The organism is Cereibacter johrii (genome assembly GCF_001720585.1).
Taxonomy (GTDB): Bacteria; Pseudomonadota; Alphaproteobacteria; order Rhodobacterales; family Rhodobacteraceae; genus Cereibacter_A; species Cereibacter_A johrii.
Genome location: NZ_MABH01000224.1, coordinates 1 through 20,030, shown reverse-complemented (window position 1 = coordinate 20,030; position 20,030 = coordinate 1). Strand labels below are relative to the sequence as shown.

Here is a 20,030-nt window from a genome sequence, read left to right as displayed (position 1 = left end):
GGCGCGCAGGGTCACGCCGGCCGCATCCGCCGCGACGAGGACGGCGCCTTCGGCGATCCGCTGAAGCACGGCCGCTTCCGGAGCCGATCCCCGTGCCTCGGCCTCGCGGAAATGCGCGGCAATCGGCCCGGCCAGAGAGAAGGGGTCCGCGAATCCCTCGAGCGCACAGGTGAAGCCTGCGTAGCTCAGGGTGAGGATCTTGCTGTCCCCGCTCATCGGATATGCGCGCTCCCTTGCGGCTTCTTCTTCGGGGCCGGCTTTGCCACAGGCCACTCGACCGAGGAAATCAGGTGAATCGAAGGATTGATTATGGCTCTTGCCGGGCATAATTCCACAGGCCCGAATATACAGTGTGATGATGACCGAGCCTATTGTGGAATCGACGGAGGGCGTCACGCTGGTGGCGGGCGGCCCGGTCACGCGCCGGGATCTGGCGCTGGCTCTCGCACGGGCGCCGCATCTGGTGGCGGCGGACGGAGGCGGCGACACGGCGCTCCGCCTGGGGCACATGCCGCGCGCGGTGATCGGCGACATGGATTCGCTCTCGTCCGAGGGGCGCACGGCCCTTGCGGGTCGCGTGCATCATCTGGCCGAGCAGGAATCCACCGACTTCGACAAGTGCCTGCGCAACATCCGCGCGCCCTTCGTGCTGGCGCTGGGTGTGGCGGGGGCGCGCATCGACCACGGGCTTGCGGTGATGAACGGGCTCGTGAAGCGCCCCGATGTCACCTGCCTTCTCGTGGGGCCCGAGGATGTGGTCTTTCACGCGCCGCCCGAACTCCGGTTGCGGATGCGCGCAGGCGAGCGGTTCTCGCTCTTTCCGATGGCCCCCCTCCGGGGCACGAGCCAGGGCCTGCGCTGGCCGATCGACGAGATCCCCTTCGCGCCCGGCGGGCGGATCGGCACCTCGAACATCGTCTCGGCGCCCGAGGTCCGGCTCGCCTTCGATGGGCCGGGGATGCTGGTGATCCTGCCGCGCGCGCGGCTGGATTCGGCCCTCAGGGGGCTGGTGCCGGGGTGGGCAGGACGCGGGCGGACAGCCGCTCGCGGTGAATGATGTAGAGGCCCGAGGCGGCGATGGTGGCGATGCCCGCCCAGGTGAGCAGGTTCGGGAAATCGCCGAACACGAGGTAGCCCAGTCCCACGGCCGCCACGATCTCGAGATAGTGCAGCGGCGCGAGCGTGGCCGAGGGGGCGAACTTCAGCGCATAGGTCATGCACATGTGGCTGGTCGAGGCCCAGAAGCCCACGCCGAAGAGAAACGCCCAGACCATGCCGTCGGGGTAAACGAGGGTGAGGGTGGGCGCGCCTGCCGCATGACCCCAGGCCAAGACCGGCACGAGCAGGATGACGCCCGCCAGCGCGGTGTGGAACTGCATGCTCACCGGATGCATTCCCCGCGACATCTGCCGCGTGACGAGCATGTAGAAGGCGAAGAAGACCGCCGTCCCGAGCGGCCAGAGCGCCACGAGGCCGAAGGCCATCAGTGACGGCTGGATCACCAGAAGCGCGCCGCCGAAGCCCACGATGCTCGCCGCGATCCGGCGGGGGCCCACCTCGTCGCCGAAGAGGATCCGGCCCAGAATGAGCAGGATGAAGGGCTCGACGAAGGCGATGGCCAGCGCGTCGGCGATGGGCATGACCGTAACGGCCGCGACGAAACTGTAGGTCGACAGGATCAGGAAGATCGCCCGCAGCGCCACAAGCCCGGCCATGCGGCGGCTCATCCGCCAGCCCGTGCCCATCAGCGCCACCACCGGCAGCATCAGCGCCGCCTGCACGAGGAAGCGCGCGCCGGTGATCTGGCCCACGGGGATCGTGGCGGAGGCGAGCTTCGCGCAGACGTCGAGCAGCGGCGCGAGGACGCAGAAGGCGATCATCAGCGCGACGCCGGGCAGGATGCGGTCAGAGGAGGCTGTCATGGATCCGGCCTAGCCCGGCGCGCGGTGTCCGTCCAGAGGTCTCGCGGCAGGAGCCGGACGGAAGGTGCGGAAAAGGCGGGAGAACCTGCCGGCCGTGGGTCGCCGGGGACGGGGGCTGCGAATGCGAGCGTCGCGGCGGGAGGGAGGGGCCCCCTCCCTCTGTCTCGGCACCCGGCGACCATTGCCGCCGCGGGCGTCTCGGCGGAAAGGCCCGCTCCGATCCCCGGCCGAGGGAGCCCACCTGCCCGAGGCGGGAGAGGCCTGCGGGAAGAATGTCGCGGCCAGGAGCGCCTCCGCGCCTGGCCTTGCGGCGTGCGGGGCCATGCCTCAGGGCGGAGGAGGGGATCATGGCCATGCGACGTCCGGCGCGTTCCCGCGGTCAGCAGTTCGGGACATTCACCGCGAGGCCGCCGAGCGAGGTCTCCTTGTATTTCTCGTTCATGTCGCGGCCGGTCTGGCGCATCGTCTCGATACAGACGTCGAGGCTCACCAGATGCTCGCCGTCGCCGCGGAGCGCGAGGCTCGCTGCCGAGACGGCCTTGATCGCGCCGAGCCCGTTGCGCTCGATGCAGGGCACCTGCACAAGGCCGCGCACCGGGTCGCAGGTCATGCCGAGGTGATGCTCCAGCGCGATCTCGGCCGCATTCTCTACCTGAGCCGGCGTGCCGCCGAGCACCGCCGCAAGCCCCGCCGCGCCCATGGCGGCCGCCGAGCCCACCTCGGCCTGACAGCCGCATTCGGCGCCCGAGATCGAGGCATTGTGCTTGACGAGCCCGCCGATGGCCGCGGCCGTCAGGAGGAAATCCCCGAGCTTCGCGGGGCTCGCCCCCGGCACATGGTCGAGCCAGTAGCGGATGACGGCCGGCACCACGCCCGCCGCGCCGTTGGTGGGGGCCGTGACCACCTGACCGCCGGCGGCATTCTCCTCGTTCACCGCCATGGCATAGAGGCTCATCCAGTCGTTGATCGTGTGCGGCGCGGTCATGTTCAGCCCGCGCTCGGCCAGAAGCGCCTCGCGGATGCCCTTGGCGCGGCGGCGGACATGCAGGCCCCCCGGCAGCGTGCCGCCGGTGGCCATGCCGCGCTCGATGCAGTCGTTCATCACCTGCCAGATCCGCTTCAGCCCGCGGTCGAGCTCGGGCGCGCTGCGGAACGCGAGCTCGTTGGCCCGCTTCATCGCCGCGACGGAAAGGCCCGAGGCTTCGGCCATGCCGAGCATCTGATGCGCGCTTTCGAAGGGGAAGGGAACGGCGGGACCGGCGGCGGGACGGTCGGATTTCGACTCGGCAAGCTCTGCCTCGGTCAGGACGAAGCCGCCGCCGACGGAGTAATAGACCTCCGACAGCAGCACGTCGCCCTGCGCGTCGGTCGCCTGGATGCGCATCCCGTTGGCATGGCCCGGCAGGGCATGGCCGTAGTCGAAGACCAGATCCTTCTCGGGGTCGAACTGGAGCGGACCGAGGCCCGGCGCCTCGATCCGGCCCGTGGCGCGGATCGCGGCCAGCACCTCCTCGGCGCGCTCCGCATCGTAGCTGCCGGGCTCGAATCCCGCGAGGCCCAGGATCGTGGCCCGGTCGGTCGCATGGCCCACGCCCGTGAAGGCGAGGCTGCCGTGCAGCGAGGCCCGCAGGCCGTGGGCATGGAACGGGCTCGCCCGGAGCCGGTCGAGGAAGCGCCCCGCGGCCACCATCGGTCCCATCGTGTGCGACGAGGAGGGGCCGACGCCCACCTTGAAGATGTCGAAGACGGACAGGAACATGCGAAGACCTCGATCAGCGGTTCTCCCTAGATAGGTGCGACAGGCCGCCGCGGACATGGCGGAAAGCGACATGGCGCCGCCTTTCGCGCCATTCACCTTGCGTGGGTGGGAAAGTTGGGCCACGCGCCGCCGCTCGGGAGGTGGAGGGGACAGGGGCCGGGCAAGCGAGCGCGGGCGGGAAACCTCGGTCACGTCCTGCTGCCGGGGCGAAAGAGAGGGTCAGACGGCAGGGCGTTCGCACCGGCGGGCCAAGGCCCCGCTGCCCTGGAGAAGGAGGGACCGGAGGGCAGGGCGAGGCGCGCGCGCAGGGACAGGCGTGCAGCGAGGCAGGCGCATGAGAGCCCCGCGCGGAAGAGCCGTCGCCGCCCAAGGTTCGGTCGCGGCGGGAGAGGGGCCGACCCATGAACGGCGGGAGCCCTCCGGCGTCCGGGCGCGCGGGCTCAGTGCGGGCTGCAGCCCCGCGGCAGGGGCGCAAGCGCTCCCTCTCCGCGCAGGCAATCCACGATGGCCTGACAGGCGGCTTCGCAGAGCAGGACCTCGGCAGGAGCCGCGCCGGTGCGCCGGTCATGGGCCGGAGGGGGAGGGTTCGTCGGGCGGGGAACGATCATGGCAAGGATCCCGGGAACAACGGATGGCAGAAGGAACAAGGGATGGCTCGAATGAAACGCGGAAATGTGCGTTCAGGATGCGCTGAATTTCGATTTTCTTCAACTGTGGCTGAGGCTCCTCAGCCCGGAAAGCTGCCGCTTTCCGCTCGCACGGCCCGCGCTTCGTCCCTATAACCGGGATGCGCCCCAGCGGAGACCCAGGATGCCAGCAGAATTATCCCCGATCGACACCGCCAAATTCGCCGCCGCACGCCGCGCGGTGGATCTCGTGCAGGACGGCATGAAGCTGGGCCTCGGCACCGGCTCGACCGCCGCCTGGATGGTGCGCTGCCTGGCCGAGCGCGTGCGCGAGGAGGGGCTGCGGGTTCAGGGCGTGCCGACCTCGACCCGCACGGCCGATCTCGCCCGCGCTCTGGGCATTCAGGTGGTGACGCTGGACGAGGCGAAGTGGCTCGACCTGACCATCGACGGGGCGGATGAATTCGACGCGGACTTCAACCTCATCAAGGGAGGCGGGGCCGCCCTGTTGCAGGAGAAGATCGTGGCGACCGCCTCGGACCGGATGGTGGTGATCGCCGATGCCGCCAAGGAAGTGGCGCATCTGGGCGCCTTTCCGCTGCCGGTCGAGGTGATCCCCTTCGGCTGGCAGAGCACGAAGATGCTGATCGAGGAGACGCTCGAGGGCATGGATGTGCTCGGCCGCGAGGTGACGCTGCGCCTCTCCGGCGATGCGCCGCTTCTGACCGACGAGAAGAACTACATCCTCGATCTGCATCTCAAGCGCATCGGCGAGCCGCGTCAGCTCGGCGTGGCGCTGAACCAGATCGCGGGCGTGGTCGAGAACGGCCTCTTCATCGACATCTGCGATACGGTCGTGGTGGGCCACGGCGACGGGCGCGTGAGCCTGCGCGACCTGCAGTCGGGGCAGGCCGAGGAAGGGTCCATCGACATGGACCGCGCCCGCAACATCTTCGCCGATCTGGGAGACTGAGACCTTGGCCTTCGACTACGATCTGTTCGTCATCGGTGGCGGCTCGGGCGGTGTGCGTGCCGCCCGGATCGCGGCTTCGGAAGGGGGCGCGACCGTCGCGCTGGCCGAGGAGAGCCGCATGGGCGGCACCTGCGTCATCCGGGGCTGCGTGCCCAAGAAGCTGATGGTCTTCGCCTCGGGCTATCCGGATGCGGTCGAGGATGCGCGCGCCTACGGATGGGACGCCTCGATCGGCGGCTTCGACTGGCCCGCCTTCCGGGGCAAGCTGGATCGCGAGCTCGACAGGCTCGAGGCCGCCTACCGCTCGGGCCTGACCTCGGCCGGGGTGGAGATCTTCGACGAGCGCGCGACGGTGGCCGATGCCCATACGGTAGCCCTCGCCTCGGGGCGCAAGGTCACGGCCAAGCACATCCTGATCGCGACCGGCGGGCGGCCCTTCGTGCCGGACTTCCCGGGCTGCGAGCTGGCCATGAGCTCGGACGACGTGTTCCAGCTCGAGAGCCTGCCCGCCTCGATCCTCGTGGTGGGCGGCGGCTACATTGCCAGCGAATTCGCCTGCATCCTGCACGGGCTCGGGGTCGAGGTCTGCCAGTTCTACCGCGGCGCGCAGATCCTGCGCGGCTTCGACGACGAGGCGCGCGGCCATGTGGCCTCGGCCATGATCGACCGTGGCATCCATATCAAGTGCGGCACCGACGTGATCCGGCTCGAGAAGACCGAGCGCGGGGTGCGCGCCGTCACCACCGACGGATCGGATCAGGAGTTCGGCGCGGTCCTCTATGCCACCGGGCGGCGGCCGAACACGCGCGGACTCGGGCTCGAGGCGCTGGGGATCGAGCTCGGCCGCCACGGCCAGATCCCGGTCGACGGCTGGAGCCAGACCTCGGTGCCCTCGATCTATGCGGTGGGGGATGTGACCGACCGGATCAACCTGACGCCGGTTGCGATCCGCGAGGGCCACGCCTTTGCCGATACGGTCTTCAAGGGCGAGCCTCGGCAGGCCGACCACGAACTCGTGGCCTCGGCGGTCTTCACCCAGCCGGAACTCGGCTCGGTGGGGCTGAGCGAAGAGGCCGCGCGCGAGCAGGAGCCCATCGAGGTCTATGCGGCGGCCTTCCGGCCGATGCAGTCGCTCTTTGCGGGCCGGTCCGACCGCGTGCTCATGAAGCTGATCGTCAGCCAGGCGAGCCGGAAGGTGCTCGGCTGCCACATCGTCGCCCCGAATGCGGGCGAGATGATCCAGCTCGCCGCCATCGCGGTGAAGATGGGGGCGACGAAGGAAGACTTCGATCAGACCGTGGCGGTTCATCCGACCATGGCCGAGGAACTCGTGACCCTGCGCAAACCCATCCGCACGGCTTGAATTTGCTTTTTGGATGACCAGTTAAGGCGGCAGGCAAGGAAAGGGAAAGGGTTATATGTCCAACGGAGGACCTTGGGGCGGAGGCGGTGGAGATCGCGGCGACAGGGACGGGCGTGACGGCCGCGGCGGGCGGCGTCCCGGCGGCGGGGAAGGGTCCCAGATCCCCGAGATCGACGAGATCGTGAAGAAGGGGCAAGAGCAGCTGCGCGTGCTGATGGGCGGCCGGGGCCGTCCGAACGGCGGACGGGGCGGCGGAGGCGGAAACGGGGGCAATCCGATCGGTCCGCTCTTCACCCGTCAGGGCCTTGCGCTCGGCGCGCTGGCGGCGGTGGGCGTCTGGGCCTTCATGTCCTTCTACACGGTGCGGCCCGAGGAACGCTCGGTCGAGCTCTTCCTGGGCGAGTTCAGCGCCATCGGCAGTCCGGGCCTCAACTTTGCGCCCTGGCCGTTCGTCACGGCCGAGGTGGTGCAGGTGACGGGGGAACGGACGACCGACATCGGCACCGGCCGCGGCGGCGACACCGACAGCGGCCTCATGCTCACCCGTGACCAGAACATCGTGGACATCGAGTTCCAGGTGGTCTGGAACATCTCGGATCCCGCGCAATTCCTGTTCAACCTCGCCGATCCGGCCGACACGATCCGCGCCGTCTCGGAATCCGCGATGCGCGACATCATCGCCCGCTCCGAACTCTCGCCGATCCTCAACCGCGACCGCGGCATCATCGCCTCGGACCTGCTGGCGGCGGTGCAGACCACGCTCGACAGCTATCAGGCCGGCATCAACGTCGTCCGCGTCAACTTCGACAAGGCCGACCCGCCGCAGGAGGTCATCGACAGCTTCCGCGAAGTGCAGGCCGCCCAGCAGGAGCGCGACCGGCTCGAGAAGGAGGCCGATGCCTATGCCAACCGCGTGACCGCGGCCGCCCGCGGGGAAGCCGCGCGGCTGACGGAACAGGCCGAGGGCTACCGCGCCGAGGTCGTGAACAATGCCGAGGGTGAGGCCTCGCGCTTCAACTCGGTCTACGAGGAATATGTGAAGGCGCCTGACGTCACCCGCCGCCGGATGTATCTCGAAACGATGGAGAAGGTGCTCGGCTCGATGGACAAGGTGATCCTGGACGGCGTCCAGGGCGAGGGCGGCTCGGGCGTCGTGCCCTACCTGCCGCTGAACGAGCTCGGCCGCAACGCGGGCGGCGCCCGCGCAGGCTCGACCGCCACCGGGGAGGCCAACTGATGAACCGCAGCTCTCTCATCCTGCCCATCCTGGCCATTCTGGTTGCCGTGGGCTTCTCGTCGATCTTCATCGTGGACGAGCGCGAGAAGGCGCTGGTGCTGCAGTTCGGCCAGGTGAAGGCGGTCAAGGAAGAACCGGGCATCGGCTTCAAGATCCCCCTCATCCAGGAGGTCGTGCGCTATGACGGGCGCATCCTCGGCCTGCCCACGCAGCCGCTCGAGGTGACGCCGCTCGACGACCGCCGCCTCGTGGTCGATGCCTTCGCCCGCTGGCGCATCGTGGATCTCGTGGAATTCCGCGAGGCCGTGGGCGCGGGCGGCATCGAGGCCGCGCAGACCCGGCTCCAGCGCATCATGAGCCCGGCGATCCGCGAAGTGCTGGGCGGGGTGCCCTCGATCCGCGTCCTCTCCGAGGACCGGACGGTGCTGATGAACCAGATCCGCGATCTGGCCCGCCGTCAGGCGCTGGCTCTGGGCGTGGATGTGATCGACGTGCGTCTCACCCGCACCGACCTGCCCGAGCAGAACCTTTCGGCCACCTACGGCCGGATGCGGGCCGAGCGCGAGCGTGAGGCGGCCGACGAGATCGCCCGCGGCAACGAGGCGGCGCAGCGGGTGCGCGCGGCTGCGGACCGGACCGTCGTCGAGGTGACGTCCGAGGCGCGCCGTCAGGCCGAGGTGATCCGCGGTGAGGCCGACGCGCAGCGCAACTCGGTCTATGCCGAGGCCTTCGGCCGCGATCCCGAGTTCTTCGCCTTCACCCGCTCGCTCACCTCCTACGAGCGCGCGCTGCAGAGCGGCGGCTCCTCCATCGTCATGCAGCCCGACAGCGAGTTCTTCCAGTATCTGCGCAGCGACCGCGCGCCGGAAGGCACGCCGCGCCCGGCAGCCCCGGCGGCAGCGTCCCCCGACACGGACGGTGCGGCCGCTCCGGCGAGCGGGCAGACGGAGGCCAATGAGGCGCCGGCGGCTCCGCCCGCCGGGCAGGATGCCGTCCCGCCCGCACCGGCCGTCCAGTGACACGATGCCTGTCGGCGGGGCCCTGCCGGCAGGCTTCACATGAGCTTGACGGGCCAAGACGCCGTTTGCATTGCGGCGCATCTTGCCCGACTGTCACTTCGGGGCGGTTCCGCTTGCAGTTGACCGCTCAGCTATCTCGAAAGGAGTCGGGTGTGCAGTCTCACGCCATTACCATCGCCCGCCGCATCCACCCGGTGCCCGCGTCGGTCTCGCGTCTCTTTCTCGCGCTGATGCTCGGGCTCGCCCTGGCGCTGGCGCAGGCCGTGGCGGTCAAGGCGCAGAACGCTCCCGCAAGTTTCGCAGGCCTCGCCGAGAAGATCAGCCCGGCCGTCGTGAACATCACGACCTCGACCGTCGTGGCCGCGCCCACGCAGAATTCGCCCCTCGTGCCCGAAGGCTCGCCCTTCGAGGATTTCTTCCGTGACTTCATGGACCCGCAGAACCGCGGCGACGGGCCGCGCCGCTCCGAGGCGCTGGGCTCCGGCTTCGTGATCTCGGAAGACGGCTACATCGTCACCAACAACCATGTCATCGAAGGGGCCGACGACATCCAGATCGAGTTCTTCTCGGGCAAGAAGCTCGAGGCGAAGCTCGTCGGCACCGACCCGAAGACCGACATCGCGTTGCTGAAGGTGGATGGGAACCAGCCGCTGCCCTTCGTGAGCTTCGGCAACTCCGACCTCGCCCGCGTCGGCGACTGGGTCGTGGCCATGGGCAACCCGCTGGGGCAGGGCTTCTCGGTCTCGGCCGGCATCGTCTCGGCCCGCAACCGGGCCCTCTCCGGCACCTACGACGATTACATTCAGACCGATGCCGCCATCAACCGCGGCAATTCGGGCGGTCCGCTCTTCAACATGGACGGGCAGGTGATCGGCGTGAACACGGCGATCTTGTCGCCGAACGGCGGCTCGATCGGCATCGGCTTCTCGATGGCCTCGAACGTGGTGGTCAAGGTCGTCCAGCAGCTGCGCGAGTTCGGCGAGACCCGCCGCGGCTGGCTGGGCGTTCGGATCCAGGACGTGACCCCGGACGTGGCCGAGGCGATGGGCCTCACCGAGGCCAAGGGCGCCCTCGTGACCGACGTGCCGGAGGGCCCCGCAAAAGAGGCCGGCATGCAATCGGGCGACGTGATCGTGACCTTCGATGGCGCGCCCGTGGCCGACACGCGCGATCTGGTGCGCCGGGTGGCCGATGCGCCGATCGGCGAGGCGGTGCGGGTCATCGTGATGCGCGAAGGCAAGACCCGGACCCTGTCGGTGACCCTCGGGCGCCGCGAGGAAGCCGAGAACGAGGGCCCCGAGGCGCCCGGCGCGGCCGAGCCGGCCGAGCCGTCGACGGCCGATCTCCTGGGCCTGACCGTGGCGCCGCTCACGGCCGAGCAGGCCGGCGAGTTGGGCCTGCCCGGCGGCACCGAGGGGCTTGCGGTGACGGATGTCGATCCGGCCTCCGAGGCCTATTCCAAGGGCTTGCGCGAGGGAGACGTGATTACCGAGGCCGGCCAGCAGAAGGTGGTGACGATCAAGGATCTGCAGGACCGCGTGACCGAGGCGCGGGAGGCGGGGCGGAAATCGCTGCTCCTGCTGATCCGCCGCGGCGGCGATCCGCGCTTCGTGGCGCTGACGGTCAGCGAGTAAGGAGGCCGCGCTCCGGCGCGGCCCTCCATCTGTCCTGCAGCGATCCCGCGGCGGTCGGCAGGTCGGCGATCAGGTCTCGGCCACGTCGGCGGGATCCGCGGCGTCGGGCGGGGGAGGGGTCGGCTCCTCCTGCTCGGGCAGCGAAAGCTCGATCGGCACCAGACCTAAGGAGCGCGCGGCGGCGAGGGACAGCCGGTCGCTGTCGAGCCCGAGCGGTGCCTGCAGCTTGCGGATGGCGTTGCGGGTTCGCTTGTCGAGTTCGCCCGTGATCTCGCCCGCATAAAGGCCCCGCACCTCGAGCGCGCGCTGGAGCGTGGCGATCCGCTCGGAGGTCATGAGGTCGGGGCAGGGCGCCTCGAACCAGCGGCCCTCTGCGCCGGCCCAGCAGATGCCCGCCTCGGGCGCGGGCTTGTCGCTGCGGAGCCCGAGAGTGAGGTCGGGCGGCCGCGGCGGCTCGGGCATGACGGGCCCTCCGCAGGCGGTCAGCAGCAACAGCGCGAGAAGGGCGGGACGGCGGATCATCGGGACTTCCTGTCGGTTTGGCCCGAAGCATGGCGCAAGTTGCCGCGAGGGGAAAGGCGATGCGATGGGCGAAAGGCGCGGCAAACCGGGGCAGCCCCGGTGGTGCGCTGCCCGGAGAGAGGGCCTCCGCGAGAGGTCCGTGCCGCGCAAGGTGAGGGCAGGTCTCGCCGGGAGAGGGGGTCTCCTCTGCGCGCCAAAGGTCTGGACGGCCGTTCTGGCGGACGGCACCTGACCCGGCGCGGAACGGCGGAAGCATCATGCCGTCCCGCCTTGCCGATCATCGTCAGGCTTTCGCCGTGAAGAGAGCGGCGTCAGGTCGCCGGGCGGCGCCGATCCTCGGTCGTGCCGGGCGAAAGCAGCCCCTTGCACGGGACAGGACGATCCTTCCTGCCCGTGGCAGGGTTCAGGGCTGATCTCCCGCCCGGGTGCCGTCGGGATGGACATGCTCTGCAAGGAGCCGGTCGAGCAGATGGGAAATGTCCTCGATGGTCTCGGCCACCACATGCACCACGCCTGCTTCCCGCTGGAGCCGCCCCGTCACCCGCAGGAGCCGCCCGGCGATCACGGCGCGGCGAAACTGCTCGTAGATCTTGGCCCAGACCACGACATTGACGACGCCGGTCTCGTCCTCGAGCGTGAGGAAGATCGTGCCCTTGGCCGTGCCGGGCCGCTGGCGCACCAGCACGAGGCCCGCCACCGCCACCCGCGCCCCCGAAGGCGGCTCGTCCAGCCGTCCGGCGGGAATGGCCTTGGGCGGACGGGGCCAGCTGCCCGGTTCCGGGGTCATGGTAAGCCAGTTGGCGGTGAGATCTGATGGATGGAACATAGGTAGAACATAGCCTGCGCTGCGATCCGGTGCAAGCCCGCCCTCTGGCAAAGTGCGCGGGATTGCCCTAAGCCTCGGGCAGCATTGCGAGCCAGGGAAGAGCGAGACGAAGATGGCGAAAATCACCTATGTCGAATTCAACGGAACCGAGCATGTGATCGACGTGGCCGCCGGCCTGACCGTGATGGAAGGCGCGCGCGACAACGGCGTGCCGGGCATCGAGGCCGACTGCGGCGGCGCCTGCGCCTGCTCGACCTGCCACGTCTATGTCGATCCCGCATGGACGGACAAGCTGCCGAAGAAGGAGGCGATGGAAGAGGACATGCTCGACTTCGCCTGGCAGCCCGATCCGGCGCGCTCGCGCCTGACCTGCCAGATCAAGGTCTCCGAGGCGCTCGACGGGCTGAAGGTCTTCATCCCCGAAAAGCAGATCTGATCCGGCCCCGCGGCGGGAGCGGCAGGGACTTGCCGCTGCCGCGCTCGCAGGGAGGAACGGCCCCGCGTCACCCTCCGGGAGAAGGCTCCTGCGGGCGGCCCCGCCCGCGCAGAGCATCCGTGATCCGGCGGGCGGGAGCGCCTCAGACCGGCGCGTCGGGGCGCAGGAGCCCCGCCACCTTCAGATCCTCCCACAGGCCCGGCGGCAGTTCGGCGTCGGCCGCGATGCGGTTCTCCATCACCTCGCCCACCGACTGCGGGCCGGGGATCACCGAGAGCACCGCGGGATGGCGCAGCGGGAACTGGAAGGCCGCCTCGAACATCCGCACGCCCCAGCGCTCGCAGATCGTGTGGATCTGGGCCACGCGGTCGAGCACGACCTGCGGAGCCAGCCGGTAATCGTAGAAGGAGCCGGGCTTCGGCCCCGTGGCGAGCACGCCGGAATTGTAGGGGCCGCCGATCACGATGCCGATGCCGCGCTCTTCGGCCAGGGGCAGGAAGGTCTCGAGCGCCTCCTGCTCCAGAAGCGTGTAGCGGCCGGCAAGGAGGAAAAGGTCGAACTCGCCCCGCTCGGCGAGCCACTGGCAGGGCTGCCATTCGTTCACCCCCGCGCCGAAGGCCGAGATCACGCCCTGATCGCGCAGCTCGACCAGCGCGCGGTAGCCGCCCGCCATGAATTCCGCGAGCCGTGCGTCCAGCGCCTCCTGCGAGCCGTGGGTGAAGAGGTCGAGATCGTGGGCATAGAGCACATCCACCCGGTCGAGACCGAGCCTGTCGAGCGAAGCCTCGAGCGAGCGCATCACCCCGTCGTAGCCATAGTCGAACCGCTCCTTGCGCTCGGGCACCTCGAAGAACTTGCCCAGCCCGTCGCGGGCCTCGCCCGGCTCGACCGGCCGCAGGAGCCGCCCGACCTTGGTCGAGAGCACATAGTCCGCCCGCGGATGCCCGGCCAGGAAGCGGCCCAGCCGTTCCTCGGCCAGCCCGTAGCCGTAGAGGGGCGCCGTGTCGAAATAGCGGATGCCGCCGGCCCAGGCGCGTTCGAGCAGCGCCTGCGCCTCCTCGTCCGAGATGGCGCGGTAGAGGTTGCCCAAGGGGGAGGAGCCGAAGCCCAGCTCGGTGAAGCGGAGCGGGCGCCCCGTCCGGTCGAAGTCACGCGTGGTCAATCGCATAGAATCCTCCTGCCTGCGGAGCGAGAGCTAGGGCGCAGGCATCAGACGGCCAGCGTCCGGCCGAGGGAGGCGCACTGCACCAGCGCCCGACGCACCTCCTCCTCATGTTCGTCCGCATGGCGGAGAAGGCAATCGCGTGCGGCGGCAAGTCGCTCCTGCGCGGTGCCGTGGGTCTCGACCACCTCGACCAGCCGCTCGGTCACATAGCGGCCGAGCCGGGCCGCGACGCAGGTGGCATAGATGCCGGTCGCGTTCAGCACGATCCCGGCCTCGCAGAGCCGGCCACGCACCTCGAACTCCTGTCGCAGGTCCAGAAGCCCGAAGCCCGCGGGCGAGGCGGGATCGGCCTCCTCGAACTCGGTCACGACGGTGAGGCGGTCGTCCTCGTCCGCAAGCTCGAGGCGGATGCCGCCACGCAGCGCCAGCGTCTCGAATTCCACCAGCCCGTCGAGGATGATGCGTCGGTCCATGGCCGTCCTCCCTTCGCGAAGGAAGGCCGTGAGGGCCGGACGGGTTCCCGCCCTCAGGAGTCGAGCACGATCACATCGCGTGCAGCGAAGCTCACCTGCGTATGCTCGCCCACCCGCGGCGGCGGCATGTCGGGCCGGTTGAACGTGTCGAGCGCGACCGTCGTCCCGCCGGTGTGAAGCTGCAGCCGGATCACGCTGCCGAGGAACTGCACGTCGGCGATGGTGGCGGGCAGCATCGTGTCGCGCCCGTCGCCCGCCCCGAGATGCAGCGCCTCGGGGCGCAGCGCGAGCCCGATGCGGCCGCCGCGCGGCGCCTCGACCGGCCGGGGCAGGCGGATGGTCTGGCCTGCGACGCGGACCGCGCCCCCGGCCGGATCCTCGACCTCGGCCACCAGCGTGCTGATCGTGCCCACGAAGTTCGCCACGAACTTGGTGGTCGGCTGGTTGTAGATCTCGAAGGGCGTGCCGACCTGCTCGGCGATGCCGCCGTTCATCACCACGATCCGGTCGGACATCGACAGGGCCTCTTCCTGATCGTGGGTCACGAAGATGGTGGTGATCCCGAGCCGCTGCTGGATGGTGCGGATCTCGGTGCGCAGGCTCACCCGGATCTTGGCATCCAGCGCCGAGAGCGGCTCGTCCAGCAACAGGACGCGCGGCCGCACCGCAAGGGCGCGGGCCAGCGCCACGCGCTGCTGCTGCCCGCCCGAGAGCTGGAACGGATAGCGGGCCCCGAGATCGGGAAGCCCGATCAGGGCGAGCATCTCGGCCACGCGCTCCTCGGCCTCGCGGCGCGGGACGCCCGCGACCTTGAGGCCGAAGCCCACGTTCTGCGCGACGGTCAGGTTGGGAAACAGGGCATAGGCCTGAAAGACCATGCCGATCTTGCGCGCGTTCGGGCGCTGGCGGACGACGTTCCTGCCCTCGATCTGGATGGCGCCGGAATCGGGCGTCTCGAAGCCCGCCACCATGCGCAGGACCGTGGTCTTGCCGCAGCCCGAGGGGCCGAGCAGCGAGATGAACTCGCCCTGCTCGACCGAGAGGTTGAAGTCGCGCACCACGCGCAGGGGGCCGAAGGATTTCTCCAGCCGGGCGATCTCCAGGAAGGCCATCAGGCTGCGTTCCTTCTCATCTTTGTTGGGCCCGGGTGTGGGCGGACAGGCGGGTCACGAGCTGGATCAGCGCCATGCAGGCCCAGGTCACGACGAAGGCGATCACGGCCAGCGCGGCGGGTTCGTAGGCCTTGTTGGCGCCCATCCAGACCATGTAGGGGCCGAAGGCCGGACGGTTCAGCAGCGCCGCCAGCACGAACTCGCCGATCACGATCGCGAAGGTGAGGAAGGCCCCCGACAGGACCGCGACCAGCACGTTCGGCAGGATCAGCCGCGCAAGGATGGTGATCCAGCCCGCGCCAAGGCTTTGCGCCGCTTCGGTCAGGGTCTGGACGTCGATGGTGCGCAGCCCCGTATCCACGGCGCGATACATGTAGGGCAGGGCCAGCATCGTATAGCCGAACATCAGGAGCAGGTTGGTGCCCATGGCCGTCCCGGTCAGCGGCAGCCAGCTCGAGGTGTTGTAAAGCCGGATATAGCCGAAGACGATCACGATGGGCGGGATCACCAGCGGCAGGAGCGTGATGAACTCGATCACCGGGCGCCAGCGCGGCAGCTTCAGCCGGACCCAGAAGACGGTGGGCACCACGAGGAGGATGCCGAAGATGATGGTGAAGAGCGCCATCAGCACCGAATAGCCGAAGGTGGCGCGGAACTGCGGATCGCCCAGCACGCTGGCATAGGCGTCGAAGCTGTATTCGCCCCGGCGCGCCCGCAGCGAAAATTCGAACATGCCGATCAGCGGCAGGAAGAAATAGAGCATCCCGGCGGCGAAGGCGATCCAGGACCAGATCTTGGCCGATCTCATTTCACCCACCTCTCGGCCCGCGTGCGCAGCACGATATAGACGAGGTTCGCGATCCCCGTGAGCAGGATCATCCCGAAGGCGATGGCATAGCCCAGATGCGGATCCTGCAGCACGTCGCCGCGGATCTGCGCGAAGAGGATGATCGGCACGATCGAGAGCGACGAGCCGGTCAGCGCCATGGCCGTGGCGACCGCGCCGAAGGAATTGGCGAAGAGGAGCGCGAAGGTGCCGAGGAACGAGGGCCACAGCACCGGCAGCGCCACCATGCGCCAATATTGCGCCCCCGTGGCCCCCAGCGTCTCGGCCGCTTCCTTCCATTCGCGCTTCAGCCCGTCGAGGGCGGGGGTGACGATCAGGATCATCAGCGGGATCTGGAAATAGAGGTAGGTCAGCGTCAGCCCGAGGAAGCTGATGAGGTTGAAGCCCGTGCCGTAGAGGTTGAAGCCGAACCACTCGCGCAGGATCACCGTCAGGAACCCGAGCCGGCCCAGCGTCGCGATGAAGGCGAAGGCGAGCGGCACGCCCGCGAAGTTCGAGGCCACCCCCGAGAAGGTCAGGAGCGCGCCGCGCAGCGGGCCCGGCAGGCCTCCGCGGGTGACGGCGGCCGCGATCAGGAAGCCCGCCACGCAGCCGAGGAAGGCCGTGAGCAGGCTGATCCGGATCGAGATCCAGAAGGCATTCATGATCGAGGCGGTGAAGATCCCGCGAATGTTGGCCAGGGTGAAATCGCCCGCGGGCGTGCGGAAGGCGCCCAGCACGATATGCATCGTGGGCAGGATCAGGAACAGGAGCGCGAACAGCAAAAACGGGGCCACGCCGAACCAGTTCAGCGGCAGCGACACGCGGCGTCCGGCCTTCGGCGGGGGCAGGTCTGTCATATAGGGTCCGTCGGGCGGAAGGGCCTCCGCCGGAAGCAGCGGGGGCGCGGGGCGGAAGCTCCGCCGGGAAGTGTCTCGCGGGCCCGGCCGAAGCGGCGGATCCTGGAGCCGGAGGGGCAGGACCCCGGCCGGTGCGGCCGGGGTCCCGGATCACGTCATTGCACGTTGGCGCCGACCACACCATCCCAGCCGGCCGTCACGGCCGCCTTGTTGGCCTCCTGCTGCTCGACGGTCGGGAAGACCGCGCGGGCATAGCCTTCGGCGGGCGGCAGGGCGTCGAGCAGCTCCTGCGGGATCTTGCCGGCCTCGACCATCGCATTGAAGCGCGCCGGGTGGCAGTAGCCCTTGAGCCAGCCGAGCTGACCTTCGTCCGAATAGAGATATTCCATCCAGAGCTTCGCCGCGTTCGGATGCGGCGCGAAGGCCGAGATCGCCTGGACATAGACGCCGGCGAGGCTCGGGCCTTCCGGGATCACCACCTCCATGGGCGGGTTGCCCTTCAGCTCGTCGCGCCAGGACAGCAGGTTATAATCCCAGGCGGCGACGATCGGGGTCTGGCCCTGGGCGATGGTGCCGGCCTTGCCGATCACCGGCACGAAGCCGCCGGCCTTGTTCAGCTTGCCGAAGAACTCGAGCCCCTTCTTGCCCGAGGCCTCGCCCGGCTCGGTGCCGTCGGCGATGCCGGCCGACATCACGGCCAGGATCGCCTGGTTCGAGGCGCGCGGGTCGCCCGCCAGCGCGAAGGCATTGGCATACTGGCTGTCGAGCAGCGCCTCCCAGCTCTTCGGCACCTCCTGCACGAGATCGGTGTTCACGCCGAAGGACATCACGCCGTAGTAGTCGCCATACCAGTAGCCGTCGGCATCCTTGATCTCGGCGGGGATCTCGTCCCAGGTCTCGACCTTGTAGGGCGCAATCAGGCCCTCGTCCTTGGCCTGCGGCCCGAAGGCGAGGCCCACGTCGATCACGTCGGGCGCCTGCGGGCCCTTGTTGTCCTTGTTCGCCCGGATCGCCTCGAGCTCGTCGGCCGAGCCCGCGTCGGGGTTCAGCTCGTTCACGGTGATCTCGGGATATTTGGCCTTGAAGCCCGCGATCACGTCGCCGTAGCCGCACCAGTTGTGCGGCAGGGCGATGGTGGTCAGCATCCCTTCGGCCTTGGCGGCCTCGACGAGCTCGGTGCTCTGGGCGAAGGCGCCCGAAGCCGCGCCCATCGCGGCGAGGCTGACCGAGGCGGCCAGTGCAAGTTTCATGGTCATCGGAACTTTCTCCCGGTTGTTGTCATGCCGAATGCCGTTCTTCGGTCCGGGCCTCCGGCGCCGAGCGGCGTTTAGTGTCAGCTAAAGGCCGAATACGGATTCTTGCAAGCTCCCTAACCGGGCCATGTAACAGATTTTTCGCGGCATATTCAGGCTGTAAGGATAATGTCCGAGAAGGCCGACTTTCCGGCAGGAGCGGCGGCCTTGCCCGTCGCGCGCCCGCAGCTTACCGTCGCGGAAAACGTCAACCAGCAGGGCGAGAGGGTGAGATGACGGGATTCGCAACGACGCGGCGCGGGCTTCTGATGGCCGGAGGGGCGGTGCTCGCGCTGGGGGCACTGCCGCGCGGCCTGCGGGCGCAGGAGCCGCTCAAGGTGGCGGGCGTCTATACGGTGCCGGTCGAGCAGCAGTGGGTGAGCCGCATCCACAAGGCCGCCGAGGCGGCGAAGGCCGCGGGGCGCGTGGACTACAGCTTCACCGAGAACGTGGCCAACACCGACTATCCCCGCGTCCTGCGCGAATATGCCGAAAGCGGCGTGAAGCTGATCGTGGGCGAGATCTTCGGCGTCGAACAGGAGGCCCGCGAGGTGGCGGCCGACTATCCCGACGTGGCCTTCCTCATGGGGTCGAGCCTGCCCGCCGACGAGTCGGTGCCGAACCTCGCCGTCTTCGACAATTACATCCAGGATGCGGCCTATCTCACCGGCATCATCGCGGGCGCGATGAGCAAGGGCAACATCGGCATGGTCGGCGGCTTCCCGATCCCCGAGGTGAACCGGCTGATGAATGCCTTCATGGCGGGCGCGCGCGAGGCGAACCCCGGCGTGACCTTCCAGGTCAGCTTCATCGGCTCGTGGTTCGACCCGCCGAAGGCCAAGGAGACCGCCTTCGCCATGATCGAGAACGGCGCCGACCTGCTTTATGCCGAGCGGTTCGGGGTTTCGGACGCGGCCAAGGAGCGCGGCGTGCTGGCCATCGGCAACGTGATCGACACGCAGGCCGATTATCCCGAGACGGTGGTGGCCTCGGCGCTCTGGCATTTCGAGCCGACCTTCGACAAGGCGGTGGCCGCGGTGCAGGACGGCAGCTTCGCCGCCGCCGACTACGGCGTCTATTCCTTCATGAAGGAGGGCGGCTCGTCGCTCGCGCCGCTCGGCACCTTCGAGGGCAAGGTGCCGGAAGCGGCCATGAAGCTCGTGGCCGAGCGCGAGGCGGCGATCAAGGCGGGCTCCTTCACCGTGGGCATCGACGACAACGAGCCGAAATCCTCGTGAGCCAGCCGGTCGTCCTGCGCCTCTCCGGGATCACCAAGCGGTTCGGGGCGCTTCTGGCCAATGCCGGCATCAGCCTCTCCCTCTGCCGGGGAGAGGTCGTGGCCCTTCTGGGCGAGAACGGCGCGGGCAAGACCACGCTGATGAACATCCTCTTCGGCCATTATGTGGCCGACGAGGGCTCGGTCGAGGTCTTCGGTCAGCCGCTGCCGCCCGGCCATCCGCGCGCGGCGCTGGCCGCGGGCGTGGGCATGGTGCATCAGCATTTCACGCTGGCCGACAATCTGACCGTGCTCGAGAACATCCTGCTGGGCACGGCCCCCCTCTGGCGGCCGAGCCTCGCCCGCCGCTCGGCGCGCGCGCGGATCGAGGCGCTCTCGCGCGACTTCGGCCTTGCGGTCCATCCCGATGCGCGGGTGGGCACGCTCTCGGTGGGCGAGCGGCAGCGGGTCGAGATCCTGAAGGCGCTCTACCGCGATGCGCGCATCCTGATCCTCGACGAGCCGACCGCCGTCCTGACCCCGCAGGAGACCGAGGCGCTGTTCCGCACGCTGAAGCTCGCCGTGGCGAAGGGGCTCTCGATCATCTTCATCTCGCACAAGCTGCACGAGGTGATGGGCGTGGCCGACCGCTGCGTGGTGCTGCGGCACGGGCGCGTGGTGGGCGAGGTCGCCACCGCCGAGACCGACCGGCACCGGCTGGCCGCGCTGATGGTGGGCGAGGAGGTGGTGCCGCCCGCGGTCGCGCCGC

19 protein-coding genes and 1 pseudogene are annotated in these 20,030 nt (G+C 69.3%); 9 read left to right on the top strand and 11 right to left on the bottom strand.

The features are described from left to right. A pseudogene (locus A9O63_RS18570) lies at positions 1-216 on the bottom strand (hypothetical protein); the annotation flags it as partial. A gap of 142 nt (positions 217-358) precedes the next feature. Between A9O63_RS18570 and A9O63_RS18565 the strand changes: the two are divergent. Beyond that, a complete protein-coding gene (locus A9O63_RS18565) occupies positions 359-1,057 on the top strand; it encodes a thiamine diphosphokinase (RefSeq protein ID WP_069333246.1) in 699 nt (232 codons plus the stop codon). On the opposite strand, the gene A9O63_RS18560 is transcribed toward A9O63_RS18565, so the two are convergent. Beyond that, positions 999-1,922: a DMT family transporter gene (locus tag A9O63_RS18560; protein ID WP_069333245.1), complete on the bottom strand. Its 924-nt coding sequence runs from the start codon at positions 1,920-1,922 to the stop codon at positions 999-1,001. The genes A9O63_RS18565 and A9O63_RS18560 overlap by 59 nt on opposite strands. Before the next feature lie 379 nt (positions 1,923-2,301). Beyond that, positions 2,302-3,681, bottom strand: a complete 1,380-nt coding sequence (locus A9O63_RS18555) for an L-serine ammonia-lyase (RefSeq protein ID WP_069333244.1) — start codon at positions 3,679-3,681, stop codon at positions 2,302-2,304. 810 nt (positions 3,682-4,491) lie between these two features. Between A9O63_RS18555 and rpiA the strand changes: the two genes are divergently transcribed. From rpiA to A9O63_RS18530, 5 genes are all read left to right on the top strand, one after another. Then, positions 4,492-5,280: a ribose-5-phosphate isomerase RpiA gene (rpiA, locus tag A9O63_RS18550; RefSeq protein WP_069333243.1), complete on the top strand. Its 789-nt coding sequence runs from the start codon at positions 4,492-4,494 to the stop codon at positions 5,278-5,280. Positions 5,281-5,284: 4 nt separating this feature from the next. Beyond that, positions 5,285-6,643: a glutathione-disulfide reductase gene (gene gor / locus A9O63_RS18545; protein WP_069333242.1), complete on the top strand. Its 1,359-nt coding sequence runs from the start codon at positions 5,285-5,287 to the stop codon at positions 6,641-6,643. Positions 6,644-6,698: 55 nt separating this feature from the next. Beyond that, on the top strand, positions 6,699-7,880 hold the full coding sequence (hflK, locus tag A9O63_RS18540; RefSeq protein ID WP_069333241.1) for an FtsH protease activity modulator HflK: 1,182 nt from the start codon (positions 6,699-6,701) through the stop codon (positions 7,878-7,880). Further along, positions 7,880-8,899 (top strand): protease modulator HflC, encoded by a 1,020-nt coding sequence (hflC, locus tag A9O63_RS18535; RefSeq protein ID WP_069333240.1) that lies wholly within the window; start codon positions 7,880-7,882, stop codon positions 8,897-8,899. The genes hflK and hflC overlap by 1 nt, the downstream gene beginning before the upstream one ends. A gap of 152 nt (positions 8,900-9,051) precedes the next feature. After that, complete coding sequence (locus A9O63_RS18530; RefSeq protein WP_069333239.1) at positions 9,052-10,533, top strand: DegQ family serine endoprotease; 1,482 nt, start codon at positions 9,052-9,054, stop codon at positions 10,531-10,533. A gap of 69 nt (positions 10,534-10,602) precedes the next feature. Here the strand turns inward: A9O63_RS18530 and A9O63_RS18525 are convergent, their stop codons facing one another. Then, a complete protein-coding gene (locus A9O63_RS18525) occupies positions 10,603-11,055 on the bottom strand; it encodes a peptidoglycan-binding domain-containing protein (RefSeq protein ID WP_069333238.1) in 453 nt (150 codons plus the stop codon). A 403-nt stretch (positions 11,056-11,458) separates the two neighbouring features. Next, positions 11,459-11,881 (bottom strand): OB-fold nucleic acid binding domain-containing protein, encoded by a 423-nt coding sequence (locus tag A9O63_RS18520; protein ID WP_069333237.1) that lies wholly within the window; start codon positions 11,879-11,881, stop codon positions 11,459-11,461. 112 nt (positions 11,882-11,993) lie between these two features. Between A9O63_RS18520 and A9O63_RS18515 the strand changes: the two genes are divergently transcribed. Next, positions 11,994-12,317, top strand: a complete 324-nt coding sequence (locus A9O63_RS18515) for a 2Fe-2S iron-sulfur cluster-binding protein (RefSeq protein ID WP_069333236.1) — start codon at positions 11,994-11,996, stop codon at positions 12,315-12,317. Between the two features lie 142 nt (positions 12,318-12,459). Here the strand turns inward: A9O63_RS18515 and A9O63_RS18510 are convergent, their stop codons facing one another. The 6 genes from A9O63_RS18510 to A9O63_RS18485 form a co-directional block, all read right to left on the bottom strand. After that, the gene (locus A9O63_RS18510; RefSeq protein ID WP_084296046.1) at positions 12,460-13,485 is read right to left on the bottom strand and encodes an aldo/keto reductase; all 1,026 of its coding nucleotides are present in this window, start codon (positions 13,483-13,485) and stop codon (positions 12,460-12,462) included. 41 nt (positions 13,486-13,526) lie between these two features. Then, positions 13,527-13,955 (bottom strand): hypothetical protein, encoded by a 429-nt coding sequence (locus A9O63_RS18505; protein ID WP_069333234.1) that lies wholly within the window; start codon positions 13,953-13,955, stop codon positions 13,527-13,529. 53 nt (positions 13,956-14,008) lie between these two features. Next, a complete protein-coding gene (locus tag A9O63_RS18500; RefSeq protein WP_069333233.1) occupies positions 14,009-15,067 on the bottom strand; it encodes an ABC transporter ATP-binding protein in 1,059 nt (352 codons plus the stop codon). Positions 15,068-15,083: 16 nt separating this feature from the next. After that, positions 15,084-15,875: an ABC transporter permease gene (locus A9O63_RS18495; protein ID WP_069333232.1), complete on the bottom strand. Its 792-nt coding sequence runs from the start codon at positions 15,873-15,875 to the stop codon at positions 15,084-15,086. After that, positions 15,872-16,753 carry an ABC transporter permease gene (locus A9O63_RS18490; RefSeq protein WP_009565608.1) on the bottom strand — a complete coding sequence of 294 codons (882 nt, stop codon included), beginning with the start codon at positions 16,751-16,753 and terminating at the stop codon, positions 15,872-15,874. The genes A9O63_RS18495 and A9O63_RS18490 overlap by 4 nt, the downstream gene beginning before the upstream one ends. Positions 16,754-16,908: 155 nt before the next feature. Beyond that, a complete protein-coding gene (locus A9O63_RS18485) occupies positions 16,909-18,009 on the bottom strand; it encodes an ABC transporter substrate-binding protein (RefSeq protein ID WP_069333231.1) in 1,101 nt (366 codons plus the stop codon). Positions 18,010-18,278: 269 nt separating this feature from the next. On the opposite strand from A9O63_RS18485, the gene A9O63_RS18480 reads away from it, so the two are divergent. Together A9O63_RS18480 and A9O63_RS18475 are read left to right on the top strand one after the other, a co-directional pair. Further along, complete coding sequence (locus A9O63_RS18480) at positions 18,279-19,283, top strand: BMP family protein (protein ID WP_069333230.1); 1,005 nt, start codon at positions 18,279-18,281, stop codon at positions 19,281-19,283. Further along, positions 19,280-20,030, top strand: a 751-nt coding sequence (locus tag A9O63_RS18475) for an ATP-binding cassette domain-containing protein (RefSeq protein WP_141703125.1), incomplete at its 3' end; no start/stop codon positions are given. The genes A9O63_RS18480 and A9O63_RS18475, both read left to right, overlap by 4 nt.